This is a genomic window from Amycolatopsis melonis (assembly GCF_040064235.1).
GTDB classification, from domain to species: domain Bacteria; phylum Actinomycetota; class Actinomycetes; order Mycobacteriales; family Pseudonocardiaceae; genus Amycolatopsis; species Amycolatopsis melonis.
Map to the genome: position 1 here is coordinate 410756 of NZ_JBDZYD010000008.1, position 18698 is coordinate 429453.

General features: G+C 71.2%; 21 protein-coding genes. 9 read left to right on the plus strand and 12 right to left on the minus strand.

Annotation, left to right across the window (positions count from 1 at the left end):
• Nucleotides 1-25 precede the first annotated feature (25 nt).
• Nucleotides 26-658 carry an RNA polymerase sigma factor ShbA gene (shbA, locus tag ABJI51_RS23695; RefSeq protein WP_348953552.1) on the plus strand — a complete coding sequence of 211 codons (633 nt, stop codon included), beginning with the start codon at nucleotides 26-28 and terminating at the stop codon, nucleotides 656-658.
• A 164-nt stretch (nucleotides 659-822) separates the two neighbouring features.
• Here the strand turns inward: shbA and ABJI51_RS23700 are convergent, their stop codons facing one another.
• Both ABJI51_RS23700 and ABJI51_RS23705 read right to left on the minus strand, forming a co-directional pair.
• Nucleotides 823-1344, minus strand: a complete 522-nt coding sequence (locus tag ABJI51_RS23700; protein ID WP_348953499.1) for a sigma-70 family RNA polymerase sigma factor — start codon at nucleotides 1342-1344, stop codon at nucleotides 823-825.
• A gap of 143 nt (nucleotides 1345-1487) precedes the next feature.
• The gene (locus ABJI51_RS23705) at nucleotides 1488-1853 is read right to left on the minus strand and encodes an RNA-binding S4 domain-containing protein (protein ID WP_348953500.1); all 366 of its coding nucleotides are present in this window, start codon (nucleotides 1851-1853) and stop codon (nucleotides 1488-1490) included.
• A gap of 208 nt (nucleotides 1854-2061) precedes the next feature.
• On the opposite strand from ABJI51_RS23705, the gene ABJI51_RS23710 reads away from it, so the two are divergent.
• Nucleotides 2062-3615 carry a GMC oxidoreductase gene (locus tag ABJI51_RS23710; RefSeq protein WP_348953501.1) on the plus strand — a complete coding sequence of 518 codons (1554 nt, stop codon included), beginning with the start codon at nucleotides 2062-2064 and terminating at the stop codon, nucleotides 3613-3615.
• A gap of 54 nt (nucleotides 3616-3669) precedes the next feature.
• Here the strand turns inward: ABJI51_RS23710 and ABJI51_RS23715 are convergent, their stop codons facing one another.
• Nucleotides 3670-4152 carry a carboxymuconolactone decarboxylase family protein gene (locus ABJI51_RS23715; protein ID WP_348953503.1) on the minus strand — a complete coding sequence of 161 codons (483 nt, stop codon included), beginning with the start codon at nucleotides 4150-4152 and terminating at the stop codon, nucleotides 3670-3672.
• Complete coding sequence (locus ABJI51_RS23720) at nucleotides 4149-5225, minus strand: NAD(P)H-dependent amine dehydrogenase family protein (RefSeq protein ID WP_348953505.1); 1077 nt, start codon at nucleotides 5223-5225, stop codon at nucleotides 4149-4151. The genes ABJI51_RS23715 and ABJI51_RS23720 overlap by 4 nt, the downstream gene beginning before the upstream one ends.
• 114 nt (nucleotides 5226-5339) lie before the next feature.
• Between ABJI51_RS23720 and ilvD the strand changes: the two genes are divergently transcribed.
• Nucleotides 5340-7031, plus strand: coding sequence for a dihydroxy-acid dehydratase (gene ilvD / locus ABJI51_RS23725; protein WP_348953506.1), 1692 nt, complete (start codon nucleotides 5340-5342; stop codon nucleotides 7029-7031).
• Here ilvD and ABJI51_RS23730 read toward each other — a convergent pair.
• Both ABJI51_RS23730 and ABJI51_RS23735 read right to left on the minus strand, forming a co-directional pair.
• The gene (locus ABJI51_RS23730; protein ID WP_348953507.1) at nucleotides 7010-8377 is read right to left on the minus strand and encodes a class I adenylate-forming enzyme family protein; all 1368 of its coding nucleotides are present in this window, start codon (nucleotides 8375-8377) and stop codon (nucleotides 7010-7012) included. The genes ilvD and ABJI51_RS23730 overlap by 22 nt on opposite strands.
• 14 nt (nucleotides 8378-8391) lie before the next feature.
• On the minus strand, nucleotides 8392-8805 hold the full coding sequence (locus ABJI51_RS23735) for an SsgA family sporulation/cell division regulator (protein ID WP_348953508.1): 414 nt from the start codon (nucleotides 8803-8805) through the stop codon (nucleotides 8392-8394).
• A 454-nt stretch (nucleotides 8806-9259) separates the two neighbouring features.
• Between ABJI51_RS23735 and sigK the strand changes: the two genes are divergently transcribed.
• From sigK to ABJI51_RS23755, 4 genes are all read left to right on the plus strand, one after another.
• Nucleotides 9260-9856 (plus strand): ECF RNA polymerase sigma factor SigK, encoded by a 597-nt coding sequence (sigK, locus tag ABJI51_RS23740; RefSeq protein ID WP_348953509.1) that lies wholly within the window; start codon nucleotides 9260-9262, stop codon nucleotides 9854-9856.
• Entirely contained in the window at nucleotides 9853-10545 is a 693-nt protein-coding gene (locus ABJI51_RS23745) for an anti-sigma factor (protein WP_348953511.1), read from the plus strand. The genes sigK and ABJI51_RS23745 overlap by 4 nt, the downstream gene beginning before the upstream one ends.
• Nucleotides 10542-12032, plus strand: a complete 1491-nt coding sequence (locus tag ABJI51_RS23750; protein WP_348953512.1) for a molybdopterin-dependent oxidoreductase — start codon at nucleotides 10542-10544, stop codon at nucleotides 12030-12032. The genes ABJI51_RS23745 and ABJI51_RS23750 overlap by 4 nt, the downstream gene beginning before the upstream one ends.
• Nucleotides 12033-12124: 92 nt before the next feature.
• Nucleotides 12125-12790 (plus strand): fasciclin domain-containing protein, encoded by a 666-nt coding sequence (locus tag ABJI51_RS23755; RefSeq protein ID WP_348953514.1) that lies wholly within the window; start codon nucleotides 12125-12127, stop codon nucleotides 12788-12790.
• Here the strand turns inward: ABJI51_RS23755 and ABJI51_RS23760 are convergent, their stop codons facing one another.
• The 3 genes from ABJI51_RS23760 to ABJI51_RS23770 form a co-directional block, all read right to left on the minus strand.
• Nucleotides 12791-13798 carry an LLM class flavin-dependent oxidoreductase gene (locus tag ABJI51_RS23760; RefSeq protein WP_348953515.1) on the minus strand — a complete coding sequence of 336 codons (1008 nt, stop codon included), beginning with the start codon at nucleotides 13796-13798 and terminating at the stop codon, nucleotides 12791-12793.
• A 73-nt stretch (nucleotides 13799-13871) separates the two neighbouring features.
• A complete protein-coding gene (bdeA, locus tag ABJI51_RS23765) occupies nucleotides 13872-14801 on the minus strand; it encodes a bis(hydroxyethyl) terephthalate hydrolase (protein ID WP_348953516.1) in 930 nt (309 codons plus the stop codon).
• Between the two features lie 312 nt (nucleotides 14802-15113).
• Nucleotides 15114-15710 carry a QsdR family transcriptional regulator gene (locus tag ABJI51_RS23770; RefSeq protein ID WP_348953518.1) on the minus strand — a complete coding sequence of 199 codons (597 nt, stop codon included), beginning with the start codon at nucleotides 15708-15710 and terminating at the stop codon, nucleotides 15114-15116.
• An 85-nt stretch (nucleotides 15711-15795) separates the two neighbouring features.
• Here ABJI51_RS23770 and ABJI51_RS23775 point away from each other — a divergent pair, with 85 nt between their 5' ends.
• The gene (locus ABJI51_RS23775) at nucleotides 15796-16431 is read left to right on the plus strand and encodes a DsbA family oxidoreductase (protein ID WP_348953553.1); all 636 of its coding nucleotides are present in this window, start codon (nucleotides 15796-15798) and stop codon (nucleotides 16429-16431) included.
• Here the strand turns inward: ABJI51_RS23775 and ABJI51_RS23780 are convergent.
• Nucleotides 16406-16591, minus strand: coding sequence for a hypothetical protein (locus ABJI51_RS23780; RefSeq protein WP_348953519.1), 186 nt, complete (start codon nucleotides 16589-16591; stop codon nucleotides 16406-16408). The genes ABJI51_RS23775 and ABJI51_RS23780 overlap by 26 nt on opposite strands.
• A gap of 195 nt (nucleotides 16592-16786) precedes the next feature.
• Here ABJI51_RS23780 and ABJI51_RS23785 point away from each other — a divergent pair, with 195 nt between their 5' ends.
• Nucleotides 16787-17239: a hypothetical protein gene (locus tag ABJI51_RS23785; protein WP_348953520.1), complete on the plus strand. Its 453-nt coding sequence runs from the start codon at nucleotides 16787-16789 to the stop codon at nucleotides 17237-17239.
• Nucleotides 17240-17464: 225 nt separating this feature from the next.
• On the opposite strand, the gene ABJI51_RS23790 is transcribed toward ABJI51_RS23785, so the two are convergent.
• Entirely contained in the window at nucleotides 17465-18346 is an 882-nt protein-coding gene (locus ABJI51_RS23790) for an IS3 family transposase (protein ID WP_348953521.1), read from the minus strand.
• Nucleotides 18343-18633: a transposase gene (locus ABJI51_RS23795; protein WP_348953522.1), complete on the minus strand. Its 291-nt coding sequence runs from the start codon at nucleotides 18631-18633 to the stop codon at nucleotides 18343-18345. The genes ABJI51_RS23790 and ABJI51_RS23795 overlap by 4 nt, the downstream gene beginning before the upstream one ends.
• Nucleotides 18634-18698 lie beyond the last annotated feature (65 nt).

Genomic DNA, 18698 nt, shown 5'->3' on the forward strand with positions numbered 1-18698 from the left:
ACGCGAGGAGGGATCCGTGGAAACCATGCTCCCGGTGGAGGCACCGGTCGACGGTTACGTCGTGCTCGAGGAATCGCCGCGCCCGGACGGCAGGCTGGCGAAGGAGCGCCTCGACCCGCTGGTCGCGGCGGCCCGCACGGGCGACCCGGACGCGGTCCAGGCACTGCTGCGCCTGGTCAAGCCGACGGTGGTGCGGTACTGCCGAGCCCGCATCGGCGGCCGCGACCTGTCCTACCTCTCGGCCGACGACGTCGCCCAGGAGGTCTGCCTGGCGGTCCTCAAGGTGCTCCCGAACTACCAGGACCGCGGCGGCTCGTTCCTGTACCTGGTACGCGCAATCGCGGCAAACAAGGTAGCCGACGCGTTCCGCGCGGTGGCCCGCGACCGCGCGAAGCCGGTCCCGGAGCTTCCGGACCACCCCCTGGGCGGCAACGAGCCGGAGGCCCACGCACTGGAGCTGGACCTGGGCGTCAGGCTGGGCAGGCTGCTGGCCACGCTCCCACGGCTCCACCAGGAGATCCTGGCGCTGAGGGTGGTCGGAGGCCTGTCGGCAACGGAGACGGCGGAGGCACTGGGCATCTCGGCGGGCAACGTCCGCATCACGCAGTACCGCGCGCTGGGCAAGTTGAGGGGAATGATCGGCGAGGGTGGGCTTTGAGGGGTGGCGTGGTCGCTCGGCCGGGTGGGGGCCGAGATGCCAGGTGTGGCCGTGGGTGCCTGGGCGGCGGAGGTGCGAGGCGGGTTGCGGTCGGGCTCCAGCCCTGCTCATGCGGCCCGGCCGACCCGCGCCGCATGACCGGCGAGCACGCCCCGCACCGCCCTTCAGCCGCCCGAGTGCGCCCCAGCCGCGTCCGTGACAACCTTCCGCAGCTGACCGAGCGCCCGGTGCTGAGCCACCCGCACCGCGCCCGGCGTCGACCCCACCGCCGCCGCCGTCTCCTCTGCCGACAGGCCGACCACCACCCTCAACACCACGATCTCCCGCTGCTTCTCCGGCAGGACCTGCAGCAGCTTCGCCATGCGTTCCCCAAGTTCGCGGCGCAGGGCGTGCAGCTCGGGGTCCATCGACACGTCGATCGCGTCCGGTGGGTCGGCGACCGGCTCGTCGTGCTGGCGGGCCGCGGCCTTGCGGGCGGCCGCGACCTTGTAGCGGGCGATGCCCGCGACGAAGTTCGGGAACGGCCGCTCCGGTGGGCGGCCCGGGAGGGCCTTGAGCACGGCCAGGCAGACGTCCTGCGCGACGTCGTCGGCGTCCGGTGTGCCGAGGCGTGCGCGGCAGTACCGGACGACGAGCGGCCGCGCCGCGGCCAGCAGGCGATCCGGGGCTTCCTCTACGGTCGTCATCGTTCCCCTCCGTCCGGTCCGGCAGGGGACTACCCACTTTGCGTCCACTCCGACCGGCGCCGTCCGGATTCCCGGCTATTTCCGGCAAACCCCGGCCGGGGGACGCGATCCCTAGGTCAACGGGGAAGTTGACCTAAGGCTGCTCAGGGTTCCTGGGCGCGGAAGGCGTCCAGGACGCGACGCTCCTTTTTGGTCGGCCGTCCCGCGCCGCGGTCGCGGCGGGCGACCGGGATCACCGACTCCGGCGGGGGTTTCGGTGTCCGGTCCACGAAGCACGTTGCCGCGTCCGCCGCGCCCACGCGTTTCTGGATCACCCGGACCACGTCGAGGACGCGGGTCGTGCCGCCGATGCGCAGGCGCACTTCGTCGCCCGGCACGACCGTCGTCGCCGGCTTCGCGGGCTTGTCGTTGACGCGCACGTGCCCGCCTCGGCACGCCGCCGCCGCGTCCGGGCGGGTCTTCGTCAGCCGGACCGCCCAGAGCCAGCGGTCCACTCGGGTCGACTCCACAGCCGTCCATCATGGCCCATTCGGCGGCACGGCCGCGTGACCCCGCCAGGTTACTCGTCGGTATATGTCGACTTGTCTGCACCACCGAGCTATAACTTGTTCTAAATACCTCAACGGTGAGGAACAACACATGAGTGACGAACCCGTGTGGAGAACACCTTCTGGCGCCATATCCCGCCGTCTCTTCATTGCTGGAACTGGTTCTATATTGGCGGGGGCTGTCATAGGCGGCCAGGCTTCCGCAACGCCGCGGGCGGCCGCCGTCATCACCGACGCCGCACGCGTCCCCGTGCTGGTCATCGGCTCCGGCTACGGCGGCTCGGTCGCCGCGCTGCGGCTCGCCGAAGCCGGCATCGACGTCCACATGGTCGAAATGGGCATGGCCTGGGACACCCCGGGCGCGGACGGCAAGATCTTCGCCAACACCACCAGCCCCGACCAGCGCTCGTACTGGCTGCGCACCCGGACCAAGCAGCCGCTGTCCAACTTCCTCGGCTTTCCCATCGACCGGGACATCCCGCGCTACACCGGCATCCTCGACGCCGAGGAGTTCAGCGGGATCACCGTGTACCAGGGCCGCGGGGTCGGCGGCGGCTCGCTGGTCAACGGCGGCATGGCCGTCACGCCGCGGCGGGAGAACTTCGGCGCCATCCTGCCGACCGTCGACGCGAACGAGATGTACGACGTCTACTACCCGCGCGCCAACGCCGCCCTCGGCGTCGCGACCGTCCGCCCCGCCTGGTTCGACACCACCGACTGCTACCAGTACGCGCGCGTCGGCCGCAAACAGGCCCAGCGGTCCGGGTTCCCGTTCGTGTTCGTGCCCGACGTGTACGACTGGGACTACATGGAGCAGGAGGCCGCCGGCACCGTGCCGAAGTCGGCGCTGGCCGGGGAAATCCTGTACGGCAACAACTACGGCAAGAAGTCCCTGCAGAAGACCTACCTGCCGCGGATCGCGGCGACCGGCCGGGTCACCATCTCGCCGCTGCACCGCGTGACGCAGGTGGTGCCCGCCTCCGGCGGCGGCTACACCGTCACGCTCGAACAGCTCACCACCGCGGGCGCGGTGTCGGCGATGAAGACCGTCACGGCGGACAAGGTGTTCTTCGCCGCGGGCAGCGTGGGGACGAGCAAGCTGCTGGTGAAGCTCAAGGCGACCGGCGCGCTTCCCGACCTCAGCAGCGAGGTCGGGAAGGGCTGGGGCGACAACGGGAACGTCATGTGCGGGCGTGCCAACCACATGTGGGACCCGACCGGCGCCCTGCAGTCGTCCATCCCGTGCGGCGGCATCGACAACTGGGCCGCGGGGGGCGCGTTCGCCGAGGTCGCGCCGCTGCCGACCGGGATCGAGACGTACGCGTCGTTCTACCTGTCGATCACGAAGAACCCGAACCGCGGGCAGTTCACCTGGAACCCCTCGACGCGGATGGTGGACCTGAACTGGCAGACGGCGTGGAAGCAGCCGGCGATCGACATGGCGAAGTCCATCTTCGACAAGATCAACGCGACCGAGGGCACGATCTACCGGACCGACCTCTTCGGCGCGTACAAGATCTGGGGCGACCATCTCACCTACCACCCGCTCGGCGGCGCGGTGCTCGGCAGGGCGACCGACAACTACGGCAGGCTCGCCGGCTACCGGGGTCTCTACGCGATCGACGGCTCGCTGATCCCGGGCAACACGAGCGTCAACCCGTTCGTCACCATCACGGCACTGGCCGAGCGCAACATCGAGAAGATCATCGCAACCGACTTCTGAGGTCTGCCGCGGCTTGTCGTGAGTGAGAAACAGGGTTAGAACACTGTTTCTCACTCACGACGAGTGCGGCCGCAACCAGAACGTTTGCACCCCCCCGCCGGGGGTGTGGCGGCCGAACGCCAGCCACGCGCCGAGGCTCATGCTCAGCTCGACGATCTCCCGCTGTGTGTAGTGCGCCGACATCCGGTGCCAGAACTCGTCGTCGAGGTTGTGGTGGTCGGTCGCGTAGCGCTCGGCGTACTCGGCCGCCAGGCGCGTCCGGTCGTCGAAGCGGTCGGTCGTGCGCCACTGCAGGACGGCGTCGGCGAACTCCTCCTCGACCTTCTGCCCGTCGCGTTCGGTGCGCCAGTCGAGGCAGAAGACGCAGCCGTTGATCTGCGCGATCCGCAGCCGCGCGGCTTCGAACTCCCGCAGCCCCAGCGTGGTGTGCTCGTACACGGCCAGCGAGAACTGCGACGCGGCGATCCCGATGCCGGGCACCATCTCGCCCCAGACGTACCCGATCGGGTCCTTGCCTGCGGGGATGTCGATGTTCACGGACGCCTCCTTCCGAGCTTGCCTGCTGCCGGGCGCAGCGGGACGTCGAGTGCGTCGTAGAGGCCGGGTTCCGCGGCGGCCAGCCAGTCGATGGCGCCGACCAGGCGCCCGACGGCGGTGGCGTTGCCGCCCGCCGACCGGTTTTCGCCCTCGTCGCTCGCCTCGACGGTGACCTCGATGCGCGGACGGCCTTCGATGATCACGCGGTGGGCGCCGTCGCCGCTGGGCGGCACCGGCCAGTCCGGTGCGCACGACGGGTGGATGCGCGTGACGTGTTCGACGACGATCCGCGGCTCGCCGCCGACGATGCCCTGTACCTCGAACCGCACCGCGCCCTGCGTGCCCTTCTCGAACTCGCCCATGGCCGCAGTGGACACGGTTTCCTCGAGCGGACGCCGGTCCAGTGTCTCCCGGATTTCGTCGATCTCGACGTCCAGAGCCCGCGCGATCAGCCGGACCTGGCCGCCCCACACCATGGTGGGGACGCCGGTCATGAGCATCGGCGGCGCGTAGTCCATCGGCTGGCCCATGCCGACCAGGTACCGGACGGAGTCGGGCTGGTCGTAGGTCGAGTAGTCGAAGATCTCCTGGCACCGGATGGCCTCGATGGTGGTGCCGAGCCCGCTGACCAGCACGGGCAGCACATCGTTGCCCCAGCCGGGGTCGACGCCGGAGACGAACAGCGAGCCGCCGCCTTCGGCGATCGCCGCCAGCACGGGCTCCCGCAGCTCGGAAGGCGCGTTCCGCTGGTCGTAGAGCGGGTAGAGCGCCGGGGTCACGACGACCGCGCCTGCCCGGATCGCGCGCACGACGTCGGCGAAGGCGTCGTCGAACCGGACGTCACCCGAAGCGGCGTACACGACCGCGCGCGGGCTCGCGGCCAGCGCGGTTTCGACGTCGTCCGTGGCGGCCACGCCGAGTTCCCGGATGCCCGCCAGTTCACCCGCGTCCCGGCCGACCTTCGCCGGATCGTGGACGAGCACCGCGGTCAGCTTCAGCGCCGGATGGGCGTCGACGGCCCGGATGGCCGCCCGGCCGACATTGCCCGTCCCCCACACCATTGTGGCGATCATGCGCCGAAGTTTTCGCTTCCCGCGCGGGTGCGGGTAGCAGTTCGTTCCGGCCAGCGGACCGCGTGAACGTTGGTACCATGCAGTTCGTCCGGACGTCGTATCGGAGGGCCCGCGATGACGATCGACCCGAAGCCCCGCAGCCGCACGGTGACCGACGGGATCGAGGCCGCGCCCGCCAGGGGCATGCTGCGCGCCGTCGGGATGGGGGACGGCGACTGGGCCAAGCCGATCATCGGCGTCGCCAGTTCGTGGAACGAGATCACGCCCTGCAACCTGTCGCTGGACCGGCTCGCGCAGGCGGCCAAGGAGGGCGTGCACGCCGGCGGCGGCTACCCGCTGCAGTTCGGCACGATCTCGGTGTCCGACGGCATTTCCATGGGCCACGACGGCATGCACTTCTCGCTCGTCTCGCGCGAGGTCATCGCCGACTCGGTCGAGACGGTCATGCAGGCCGAGCGGCTCGACGGCTCGATCCTGCTGGCAGGCTGCGACAAGTCGCTGCCGGGCATGCTGATGGCGGCCGCGCGGCTCGACCTGGCGTCGGTGTTCCTCTACGCGGGCACGATCGCGCCCGGCTGGGTGAAGCTCACCGACGGCACCGAGAAGGACGTCAGCATCATCGACGCCTTCGAGGCGGTCGGCGCGTGCCGGGCCGGGCGCATGAAGACCGCCGACCTGGACCGGATCGAGCGCGCCATCTGCCCCGGCGAAGGCGCCTGCGGCGGCATGTACACGGCGAACACGATGGCGTCGGCGGCCGAAGCGATGGGGATGAGCATGCCGGGGTCGGCCGCGCCGCCGTCGGCGGACCGCCGCCGCGACCACTACGCGCGCCTGTCCGGGGAAGCCGTCGTCGGCCTGCTCGAACGCGGCATCACCGCCCGCGACATCCTGACGCGCGAGGCGTTCGAGAACGCCATCACGGTCGTGATGGCCCTCGGTGGTTCGACCAATGCCGTGCTGCACCTGCTGGCCATCGCGCACGAGGCGAAGGTCGGGCTGACGCTCGACGACTTCAACCGGATCGGCGACCGCGTCCCGCACCTGGGCGACCTGAAGCCGTTCGGCAAGTACGTCATGAGCGACATCGACCGCCACGGCGGCATTCCCGTGCTGATGAAGGCCCTGCTGGACGAGGGGCTGATCCACGGCGACGCGCTGACCGTCACCGGCCGCACGGTCGCCGAGAACCTCGCCGAGCTGGACCCCGACCCGATCGACGGCGAAGTCCTGCGGCGCCTGGACAACCCGCTGCACCCGACCGGCGGCATCACCATCCTGCGTGGCTCGCTTGCGCCAGAGGGCGCGGTCGTGAAGTCCGCCGGGTTCGACACCGCCAGTTTCGAAGGCCCGGCGCGGGTGTTCGAGCGCGAGCAGGAGGCGATGACCGCGCTGAACGAGGGCCGCATCGCGCCCGGCGACGTCGTCGTCATTCGTTACGAAGGGCCCAAGGGCGGTCCGGGCATGCGCGAGATGCTCGCGATCACCGCGGCGATCAAGGGTGCCGGCCTCGGGCGGGATGTCCTGCTGCTGACCGACGGCCGGTTCTCCGGCGGCACGACCGGCCTGTGCATCGGCCACGTCGCGCCCGAAGCGGTCGACGGCGGCCCGATCGCGTTCGTCCGCACCGGCGACCGGATCGCCGTCGACATCAAGGCCCGCAGCATCGATCTGCTGGTCGACCCGGCCGAGCTGGCGCGGCGGCGGGAGGGCTGGGAGCCGCTGCCGTCGAAGTTCGGCGAAGGGGTGCTGGGCAAGTACGTGAAGCTGGTCCGGTCGTCGTCCTACGGCGCCGTCACGAGCTGAGCCAGCGCGCGTTTGTCGACCTTGCCGACGGCGGTCAGGGGCAGCGCGGCCACGAAGTCCACCGCGGCGGGCACGTAGTGCTCCTGCCCGAAGGCTTTCCGGGCGTGTGCCCGGATTTCCTCGGCGGTCACGGTTCCCGACGGCACCACGACGGCGTGCAGGACCTGGCCGTCGGCGGTGTCGCGGCCGAAGACGGCGGCACTGCGCACGGCCGGGTGCGTGGCCAGTGCGTGTTCGACGACGGTGGCGGGTACCTTCGTGCCGTGCTCGCCCGCCACGACGACGTCGTCCGCGCGGCCGAGCAGGTAGAGGTAGCCCTCGTCGTCGAAGCGGCCGAGGTCGCCGGTGCGCAGCCAGCCGCCGCCGATCGGCGGCGCGCCGGCGTAACCGTCCATCATGGACAGTCCGCGCACTTCGACCTCGCCGTCGGTGATCCGGGCCTCCATGCCGGGGACGATCCGGCCGACCGAGCCCAGCCGGTCCGGGCGGCCGAGCAGCTCGGCGGCGGAGATACTCGCGATCATCGGGGCCTCGGTGAGGCCGTACCCCTGGCCGACGACCGGGCCGAAGACGTCGAGGGCCTGCGCGAGCCGGTGCGGCGGCAGCGGCGCGGCGCCGAGCGACAGCGACCGGACGCTGCTGAGGTCCGTCCGCGGACGGCGGGGATGGTCCAGGAGGGCCGCCAGCCGCGGAGGGGTCAGCGAGAGCGTGTCGATCCGGTGTTCTTCGATGGCGGCCAGGACGGCGCCCGCGTCGAAGCCGTCGTGCACGACGACGGTGTCCCGACGCAGCAGCGCGCCGAGCACCGTGGCGTTGCCGGTCATGTGCGTCATCGGCGCGACGAGCAGGGTGCGGCCCGGGCCGTCCGGCGACGGCGCGAAGATGTGCGCCATGCCGTCGTAGATGCCGCTGTGGCGGATGAGCTTCGGGGGGCCGGTGGTGCCGCCGGTGGGGAACAGCAGGCGGACCTTCTCCGGCAGTTCCAGGGGTTCCGGGTCGCCGTCGAGGTCGCCGGGGGTCCGTACGTCGTCGCCGGGCCAGTCGTCCGGGCGGTCGGTGACGACGAGGGCGTCGCGGGCCGCGGCGAGCCGGGCGGCCTTCGGGGCCGAGGCCGGGACCATGACCACGGTCGCGCCGCGCAGCAGGGCGGCGAGCTGAACGAGCACTGTGTCGGGGCGGTTGCGCAGGTCGACGGCCAGGGTCCGGACCGGGCCGAGGCCGCCGTGGAGGCGGCGCAGGCGGTCACGGGCCTGGTGGTAGGTGGTGGGGACGCCGCCGGCGTGGAACAGGACGCGGTCACCACCGGCGTCGAGCGCGGCGAGCACTTTCGTCAGGAAGAAGCTCACCGGCGAGACGGTACTCAGTCCAGGTACGACAGCTTCCCCAGCTCGGCGTCGAAGTCGAACCAGTCGCTCTCGCTCCCGGCCGGCACGACGTCGTAGGTCCGGTCGAGGAAGGCGGCGATCTCCTTCGCGGGGGCTTCGAGCACCGCGGCGCCGTCGGGGGAGCTGAGTTCGACCACGACCAGGGCGGGGTCGGCGGCGGGCCCGATCCGGACGTCCCCGTCGCCGCAGCGGGCGAGCAGGCCGTCGGCGAGCAGGTCGCGGCCGAACAGCCAGCGGACGGCGCTGGGGCCGGCGTGCAGCACCACGGCGACCGCGTACGGGTCACGGGTGTCGTACTCCAGCTCGGCGGGCACCGGCCGCGGCCCGGCGCCGAAGGTGCGCAGGGCGAAGTCGAGGGCGGCGCTGGTCACGCTGTGCGGGTCGGCCATGGGGGACACCTTCGGGTCGGGTGGAGCGGAATGATCTTGTTCCAGGGATAACCCATGGTGAGGTCAACGCCCAGCGATCCGAAAATCTTTCACACTTAGGGGTGATCAAGAAGTGGTGGAGGTCACCTGAGGAGTGGCCGAAAAGGCAATTCCGTCACATGCGGTGAGCAAGTTGCAGGTCGCCGGGCTTTCGTGCTCGCCGCCGGTTCGCGGTCGTGAGTGAATAACAGTGTTCTAACCCTCATTACCACTCACGACAACCCAGCCGATCCGGTACCTGGCGGGTGGGCTGGGATGTGCGCCGAAGGTGCCTTTCGGAGCCGCGGCCTGCCCGGATGGGTTCCTGCGGCGGAGTTGCGCCGTCCGGGTGGGAAGCGTCACCGGCCACCAGTCCGGTCCGTGCCGCGGCCGCGAACGCCCGGCAAGGGACAGGGTGACGTGGAGGGTGCCGGGCATGGGTGAGCGTGGACGGCTGCGGCTGCGGCCGGACGAGGTGCCGGCGCCCGCGCCGGACGCCGAAGAGCTGCTGCGGCGGGTCGCGGCCGGGGACGAAACGGCGTTCTCGGCGCTGTACGACCTCATCGCCGGGCCGGTGCTCGGGCTGGTGACGCGCGTGCTGCGCAACCACGCCCAGGCCGAGGAAGTGGCACAGGAGGTGCTGGTGGAGGTGTGGCGCAAAGCCACCCGGTACGCGCCCGGGCGCGGCAGCGCGCTGTCGTGGGTGCTGACGATCGCCCACCGCCGGGCGGTGGACCGGGTGCGCTCGCACCAGGCCGGGCTCGACCGGGAGGAACGGGCGGGCCGGATGGACGTCCGGCGGCCGTTCGACGACGTCACCGAGTCCACGCTGGCGACACTGGACCAGCAGCGGGTGCGCCAGTGCCTGGCGGCGCTGACCGCCCTGCAGCGCGAGTCGATCGTGCTGGCCTACTACAACGGCTACACCTACCCGGAGGTGGCGGAGGTGCTGCAGGTCGCGCCGGGCACCGTGAAGACCCGCATCCGCGACGGCCTGATCCGCCTGCGCGACTGCCTGGGGGTGGACCGGTGACCGCCGAGCTGCACATGCTGACCGGGGCCTACGCGCTCGACGCGGTGTCCGATGTGGACCGTGGCGAGTTCGAGCGGCACCTGGGGGAGTGCGCGGCGTGCCGCCAGGAGGTGGCGGAGCTGCGCGCGACGGGTGCCCGGCTGGGCGCCGCCGCGGCGGTCGAGGTCCCGCCGGAGCTGAAGGCGGTGGTGCTGGCCGAGGTGGCTCGGACCCGGCAGTTACCGCCGAAGGTGGCTCGGGAGCTTGGCAGGGCCGGGATATGGCAGCTGCGCACCGCGCTGCTCGGGGCCGCCGCGGCGGCCGTGGCCGCGGTCGTGATCGGTGTCCAGGCCCGTCCGCCCGTGCCGTCTCCGGTCGACTCGGTGCTGTCGGCGCCCGATGCGTCGGCCATCCCGGGGGCGGGCCAGGGCAGCGCCACGCTCGTGCTGTCGCGCAGCCGGAACCAGGCCGTGCTCCTCGCGTCCGGGCTGCCGGCGCTGGACGCCGCGCACGTCTACCAGGTCTGGCTCATCGGCCGCGGCGGCGCGCACTCGGCGGGACTGATGACCGCCGAGCCGTCGCAGCGGATGCTCGTCACCGAGCTGCCGCCCGGCACCGACCGGATCGGCATCACCGTCGAACCCGCGGGCGGCTCGCCCGGCCCGACCACCCCGGCCGTCACCCGCATTTCCCTGACCGGAGCATCATGAGCAGCGCACACCGGTGGATCACCGCCCTGGTCGCGCTCGCCGCGGCCCTGGCCGCCGGGCACCTCGTCGCCGGGCTCGTCGGCGTCAACGCCTCGCCGTTCCTCGCCGTGGGCAACGGCGCCATCGACCTGACTCCCGGATGGCTCAAGGACTTCGCGGTCCGCACCTTCGGCACCTACGACAAGCTCGTGCTGCTGTCGGGGATGGCCGTCGTGCTGGTGCTGGCCGCGGTGGCGGCGGGGCTCATTTCCCGCCGCACGCCGTGGCCGGGTCTCGTCGTGATCACCGCGTTCGGCCTCGTCGGGCTCGTGGCGGTGTACACCCGCCCCGATCTCGGCGCGCTCGCCCTGTGGGCCCCGCTCGCGAGCCTGGTCACCGGCGTCGGCACGTTCGCCCTCCTGTACCGGGTCCGGCCCGGCGCCGCCCCGAGCTCCTCGCGGCGCAAGGTGCTGCTCGCCGTCGCCGGTGCCGCCGCGGCGGGAATCGGCGGGCAGCTGCTCGCCGGACGCCGGGACGCCGCGTCGTCACGGGCCGCCGTCGGGCCGCTGATCCCGGCCCGGACCGCGCCGGTGATTCCCGCCGACGCCGACTTCGTGAAGCTCGGCACCCCGGAGTTCGTCACCCGCAACGCCGGCTTCTACCGCGTCGACACCGCGTTGACCGTGCCGCAGGTGCGGGCCGAGGACTGGAGCCTGCGGCTGCACGGCATGGTCGAGCGCGAGGTGCGGTATCGCTACGCCGACATCCGCGACCGGCCGCTGGTGGAACGCACCATCACGATGACCTGTGTCTCCAACGAGGTCGGCGGAACGTATGTGTCCACGGCGAACTTCGTCGGCGTCGACCTGGCTGACCTGCTCGGCGAAGCCCGGGTGCGGCCGGGCGCCGAGCAGCTCTTCTCGTCCAGTGTGGACGGCTGGACGTCCGGCAGCCCGGTCGCCGCGGCGATGGACCGCACGCGAGGCGCCATGCTCGCCATCGGGATGAACGGCGAGCCGCTGCCGCTCGAGCACGGTTTCCCGGCCCGGCTTGTCATTCCCGGGTTGTACGGCTATGTGTCGGCCACGAAATGGGTGACCGACCTCGAAGTGACGACCTGGCAGGCGCGTCAGGCCTATTGGCTGAAACGCGGCTGGGGCCGGGAAGCGCCGATCAAGACACAATCGCGCATCGATACGCCGAAAGGGTTTGAAACGGTGCCGGGCGGGAAGGTGCGCGTCGCCGGGATCGCCTGGGCCCAGCACACCGGGATCGAGAAGGTCGAAGTGCGCCTCGACACCGGCCCGTGGCGCGAAGCCATGCTGTCCCACGAGGTCAACCGGGACACCTGGCGCATGTGGTGGATCGAGTTCGACGTCCCGCCCGGCGGGCACCAGGTCGTCTGCCGGGCCACCGACAAGAACGGGTACACGCAGACCGGCCAGCGCGCGGGCACGGTTCCCGATGGCGCGACCGGGTGGCACAGCATTTCTTTCACCGTGCAGTGACCCGGATCACCTGAATGGGTCCCATCCGTTTCCGGGTGGGTTCCGAATCATCGGCAAGAAGCAGTTCTCAGCCGCCAATTGGAGTGATTTTCGTGACCAAGCTTCGTGTCGCCGGAATCGGTGCCGCCGCCGTCGCCGCGCTTTCGCTGACCGCATGCAGCAGCAGCGACACCGCTTCCTCGGGCAGCTCGATGGCCTCGTCGTCCTCGGTGCCCGCCCCGGCCACCAGCATGGCCTCCGGTTCCGCGGACGGCGTGACCACCAACGCCGACGTCTTCGGCCCGGCCTGCTCGCAGCTGCCGCAGGGTTCCGCGCCCGGTTCGCTGGACTCGATGGGCCCGCAGCCGGTCGCCTCCGCCGCGTCGACCAACCCGTTGCTGACCAAGCTGGTGGCCGCGGTCAAGGCCACCAACCTGGTCGACACCCTCAACAGCCAGCAGGCCATCACGGTGTTCGCCCCGGCCGACCCGGCGTTCGCCGCGCTGGGCGACGCCAAGTTCACCGAGCTGGCGGGCAAGCCGGACCAGCTGGCGCCGATCCTGCAGTACCACGTCGTCGGCAAGCGCTACGACGCCAAGGGGCTCGCCGCCGCGGGCACGGTCGAGTCGTTGAACACCGCCGGCGGTCCGCTGAAGATCGAGGGCTCCGGCGAGAACATGACCGTCAACGGCGCGAAGATCCTGTGCGGCAACATCCCCACCAAGAACGCCACGGTCTTCGTGATCGACAAGGTGCTGACGCCGGGCACCACCCAGTAGTCAGCCGCGCCACCCGAGTTCGGGGCCGAGCCGTCCGGCGATGTCGGTGAGGATCTGCACGTAGTCTTCGTGGTCGAAGGTGAACGGCAGGGCGAACGCCACCTCGTCGACCTCGCGGAACGCGGCCTGCTCGCGCAGCCGCTCGGCGATCTCGGCCGACGTGCCGACGTAGTCGGGCGAGAACAGCATCCGCGCCGGGCCCTGCGGTTCGGCCGTGCGCGGCAGCCGTGCCTGGGCGTACTCCTCGTACTTGGCGCGCTGCCGCGGCGTCGCGCTGTCGGTCGGGATGACCACCAGGCCCTGCGAGACGCGCGCGGCCTCGCCGTCCGGGTGATGCGCGCGGAACGTCCGGATGAGGGACAGCTGGATCTCGGCGAAGTCCGTGCTGTCGGCTTCGGCCCTGACCACGCTGCTGGTCAGGAAGTTCATGGCGTGCTTGCCCGCCCACTCGGCCGAGCGCAGGCTGCCCCCGCCGTACCACAGGCGGCGGGCGAGGCCGGGGGACTGCGGCTGGACGCGGTCGGAGAAGACCTCGAAGCCCTGCGTCCCGCTGAAGCCCGTGGCGGGCTCGCCGCGGACGAAGTCCAGCAGCCGCCGGACGCGGTCGTAGCCGAAGTCCTCGACGTCGGCGGTGTCCGGGTAGAGGGCGTGCTTGACGTCGTCCCAGCGCAGCGGCGGGCCGACGCTGACGCCGGGGTTGAGCCGTCCGCCGGAGAGCAGGTCGACGGTGGCGAGGTCCTCGGCGAGCCGCAGCGGGTTCTCCCAGCCGAGCGGGATGACGGCGGTCCCCAGCTCGATCCGGCTGGTCCGCTGCGACGCGGCGGCCAGCACGGCCACCGGCGAGGAGATGCCGTGCTGCAGGTGCCGGTGCCGCACCCAGGCGCTGTCGAACCCGAGCCGTTCGCCCAGCTCGATGATCTCCAGGGTGGATTCGTGGCCGCGGCGCGGGTCGGCCGGGTCGAACAGGCCGATGGTCAGGAAGCCGAGCTTCCGCAGAGGACGGGACACCCTGCCGATTCTGCTCCCGCCCGCCGGGTGTTCCACGGAATGGGATGGCCCCGGGTGGCCCGGGGCCACCCGGCTAGCCGTTGTGCGGGCAGTTGCCGCGATAGTCCGAAATGGACAGATCGGGCCGCGGGAGCGGGCAGAGGAACTGCTCGTACCGCGTGTCGTTGTCGATGAAGCGCTTGAGCCACGACAGCGTGTACTTCGCGATCGTCGTGTTGGGCGAGTTCGGCGCGAAGTGGCTGGCGCCGCGCAGTTCGAGGTAGGCACGGTCCAGAGTGGACGGCAGGCTCGTGTAGAACGGGATCGAGTGCGACGCCACCGGCGCGATGGTGTCCGCTTCGGCGCCGACGACGAGCGTCGGCACCTGCAGGGTCGACCAGTTCTTGGTGAGGTTCCAGCCGGTCAGCGGCACCGCGGCCTGCAGCGACGGGCGCGAGCGCGCCGCTTCGAGCGTGCCGCCGCCGCCCATCGAGTGGCCGACGACGCCGAGCCGGGTGCTGTCGATGCGCGAGCGCACCGCGCTCTGCTGGGTCAGGTAGTCCAGCGAGGCCAGCAGCTGCCTGCCGCGGCTGTCGGGCTGGTCGCTGGTGGTGAGGGTGTCGATGGTGAAGACCACGAAGCCCTGTGACGCCAGGCGTGGGCCCAGCCAGGCGATGCTCGACTGGGTGGCGGTGAAGCCGGGCGCGATCGAGAGGGCGCCGAACGTGCCGGCGGTCGTGGTCGTCGGGTAGTAGATGGTGCCGCCGCCGAAACCGGTGACGGCCAGCCGCGAAACGGTGATCGTGCTGGTCGCGAAGGGGCCACGGGTGGCCTCGATGCTGGCGGTCGTGGGGTCGGGACCGCGTTCGTAGGGGTTGGCGGCAGCGGGAGCCGGCGCGGCGACGCCGGTGGTCAGCGCCAAGGCGGCCAGCACGACACCGGCGGCCCTGGACCGCCACGGGCGGCGGCGGGAAACTTTCTCACCCAGGCCTGACGACGTCGGCGGGCTGGTGAGTGCGGACATGACTCGCTCTCTTTCCCCGGGCAGGCGAAAGCACGCCCGGACACGGACGGGCGGATCGAGACAACCGTGGTGCGGCAACGCGAACAGGGGCGGCGGTAACCGCTTTCCCGTGGGAGATATGAAACACCTCGGCGAAATGTTCCACATCCTCCGTACGGGTGAGTGGTTGACGAACTGGGCGGTCGCTCACGCGGGTGGCCGCGGCTTCTGACGACATGAACGACTCGTTCATGTCGTCAGATGACATGAACGAGTCGTTCATGTCGTTCGGCACGGCACCACGGCGGGCGACGGCGGCAGGGCGCGGTGCGGTCAGCGGGCGGCAGGCTCCAGCGCACCCCGCACCAGGGTGTCCACCAGGGTCGTCGCGACCGCCAGGTCCACCGTCCGCGCGGCCAGGACGTCGGAGTACAGGAACGACTCGCCCAGCCGCACCACCGCGAACGCCAGGTCCGGCAGGCCGACCAGCGGCGTGAGCCCGGCCGCGGCCGCGTCCGCGCGGAACAGCTCGACGTGCGCGTCGACCAGCACCGGCTGGACCGCGCCGCGCGGGTCGGTCAGCACGCGCAGCGCCACCCCCGGCTCCGCCTCGATCAGCTTGCGCATGCCGTCGCTGCCGGCGACCTCGCGGCGGTACCGCTCCATGATCCACAGGCACCGCAGCCGTCCGTCCGGCGAGCGGACCGCGTCGCCGTGTGCCGCGCGCCAGGCGTCGAGGGCGCGCTGCCACGTCCGGTCGGACATCAGCCGCAGCCCCGCGCCCATGAGGTCTTCGCGGTTGCCGACGCGCCGGAAGAACGTCGTGCGCGAGATCCCCAGCTCGGCCGCCATCCGGCCGAGGTCGAGGCGGGTGCCCGCGGCCAGCAGCCGCGCCGCGTGCCGGACGATGTCGTCGGTCGAGACGGTCACCGGCCCACCCTAGTCCGCAGGTCGCGGCCGGTTACCTTGAAGTGCGCGCGGTGTCGCGGGTTAGCGTGGCCGGGTGCGAGTCGACATCTGGTCCGATCTGGTCTGTCCCTGGTGCTATCTCGGCAAACGCCGCTTCGAGCGGGCGGTCGCCGAAACCGGCGTCGAGGTCGAGGTGGTGCATCACTCGTTCCAGCTCGACCCGTCGTTCCCGCGGGGGACGTCGCGGCCGACGCGCGAGGTGCTGGCCGAGAAGTACGGCCGGACGCTCGAGGAAGCCGACGAGATGGAGGCGCAGATGGAACAGCGCGCCGCCGCCGACGGCCTCGAGTACCACCTCGACGGCGTCCACATGGGCAACACCGTCGACGGCCACCGCCTGGTCCACCTCGCGGCAGGCCACGGGCTGGCCGACGCCGTCGTCGACCGCTTCTACCGCGCCCACTTCACCGAGCGGCGGTCGCTGTTCGACCGCGACTCGCTGGTCGAGCTGGCGGCGGAGGCCGGGCTGGACGCGGCGGAGGCCCGCGCGACGCTCGAATCGGACGCCTACGAAGCCGAAGTCGCGGCGGACGGCGAGCAGGCCAGGGCGCTGGGCGCGACCGGGGTGCCGTTCTTCGTGATCGACCGCAGGTTCGGCGTCGCGGGCGCCCAGTCACCCGAGGTGTTCGCCCAGGTGCTGCGCCGCGCGGCCGAGGTCACCGCCGGCGACGCCGCCGGGTGAACCGCGACCGGTCGGTGGCGACACCGGCCAGGTGCAGGGCGACGCAGAGCAGGCCGGCGGTGGTGAGCGTCCCGGTCGTGACGACGGGGCCGAGCCCGAACCCGGCCAGTTCCATGAGCAGGGCGAGCCCGAAGAGCACGGCGGCGAGAATGGCGAGCATGACGGCCTCGTTTCCGCGGCGGGGCCGAACGGTCCCTGCCGCTGCGACGTTCGCGGTACCGGCGGATTCCGGCTTGGTGGCCGGTAATGCCCGTCGCATCCCGGGCTGAAACGGGCTGTGGGTACTTTTCCCGGGCAGGCCCGGCAGGTTCCGCGCTAAGGTCGCGCCCGGCGGAAAAGGCGACCGGGGGGAACCATGCGACGCGGACTGTTCATCGCGGCGATCGTCCTGACACTGGCGGCAGGCTGCGGCGACGACCAGCCGGGCACCGGCGAACTCGGCTCGATCGGCACGAGCCAGGACGAGGCAGGCCTCCGCGAAGCGGCCCGCGCGTACCTCGACGCGTGGAGCACGGGCAACACGGGCATCATCTGCGGCCTCCTCGAGTCCCGAACGGCAATCGAGTTCGCGGCCAAGGTCCACGCCCCCGACTGCCCGGCGGCGGTCCACGTCCTCTACGACCGCATGTCCGACCAGGTCCGCGCGAGCTTCCGCGACGTCCAGATCACCGAGGTCAAGCTGCAGACGAGCCGGAGCCAGGGCGACGTCCTGGTCCCGTCGAAGGTTTCGGTGCTGGGCAACGACACCAGCACGGACTGGAGTTACAAGTCGGGGCGGTGGCAGATCCGCGAACGGCCCCGCGAGTAGTACCACGGCTTTCCGTACGGCGAGTCCGCGTGCTCAACCGGGCATCACGCGTGATTGCCGGGGCATCACACGTGTCTGGGGAGGCATCACGCGTGATTGGAGGGGAATCAGGCTGCCGCGCCCGGGCCCCGGCGGTTCCTGTTCCGGCACACGTGATGCCCGTCGAGCCACACGTGATGCCCGCTCAATCACGTGGAGTTGCCCCGGTGGGGCGGACACGGGGTTTCAGGCAGCTAGGGCCTGAGCGTAGTTGGTTCGGGTTTCGGCTGGGGTGTGGTGGCCGATGGTGGAGTGCAGCCGGTGGTGGTTGTAGTACTGCAGCCAGGTGAACACGTCGTGGCGGGCTTGGGCGCGGGTGGGCCAGATCGAGACACCGATCTCGGTTTTGAGGGTGGCGAAGAAGGCTTCGGCGACGGCGTTGTCGTAGCAGGACCCGACCCGCCCGACCGACGGGCGGATCCGGTGCTCGGCGAGGGCGGTGCGGAACTGGCCGGAGGTGTATTGGACGCCGCGGTCGGAGTGAAACACCGCATCAGGCTGGATGAGGCCGCGGGCGGTGGCGAGGTCTATGGCGTCGCAGACCAGGGTGGTGCGCATGTGGTCGGCCATGGCGTGGCCGATGATTTCGCGGGTGTGCAGGTCGATGACGGTGGCCAGGTAGAGCCAGCCTTGGAAGGTGGGCAGGCAGGTGATGTCCCCGACCAACCGGGTCCCGGGTGCGGTGGCGGTGAAGTCCCGGCGGATCAGATCGCCGGCTGGGGTGACCGGCCCGGCCGCGGGTCGGGTGGTGGTGCGGCGTTTGCGGCGGGTGATCCCGGCCAGCCCGTGTTCGCGCATCAGCCGCTCGACCCGCTTGTGATTCACCACGATCCCGCGGCGGTGGAGTTCGGCGGTGATCCGCGGGACGCCGTAGGCACCGCGGTGCTCGGCATGGATCCCGGCGATCACCTGCACCAGGTCGGCCTCGGCCTCGGCCCGCCGGGCACGGCCGGCTTCGGCGGCGACCCATTCGTGGAAGCCCTGCCGGCGCAGGCCCAGGACCTGGCACAACCGCTGCACACCGAACTCGGTGCGGTGTTCGGAGATGAACCGGTAGCGGTAGATCATCGATCCATCTCGCGCGCAAAATAGGCGGCCGCTTTCCGCAGGATCTCCTTCTCTTTCTGCAGCTCAGCGACCTGTTTACGCAACCGCGCCACCTCATCGAGGGTGGCCGGGTCCTCTGCTGGCGGGCCGGCCTCGGTGGCCTGCTTGGCGGTGTTCACCCACGAGCGCAGCGTCTCGTGGTTAACCCCCAGCTCCCTAGCGATCTGCCGCAACGGCCGGTCACTGGAGTTGACCAGCTCGACCGCGTCACGACGGAACTGCTCCGGATACTTCGACCTGCGAGACACCAGGACATCCTCCCTCCAGACCACTGTCTGGAATCAAGGTGTCCGGCCCCAGGGGGCAACTCCAC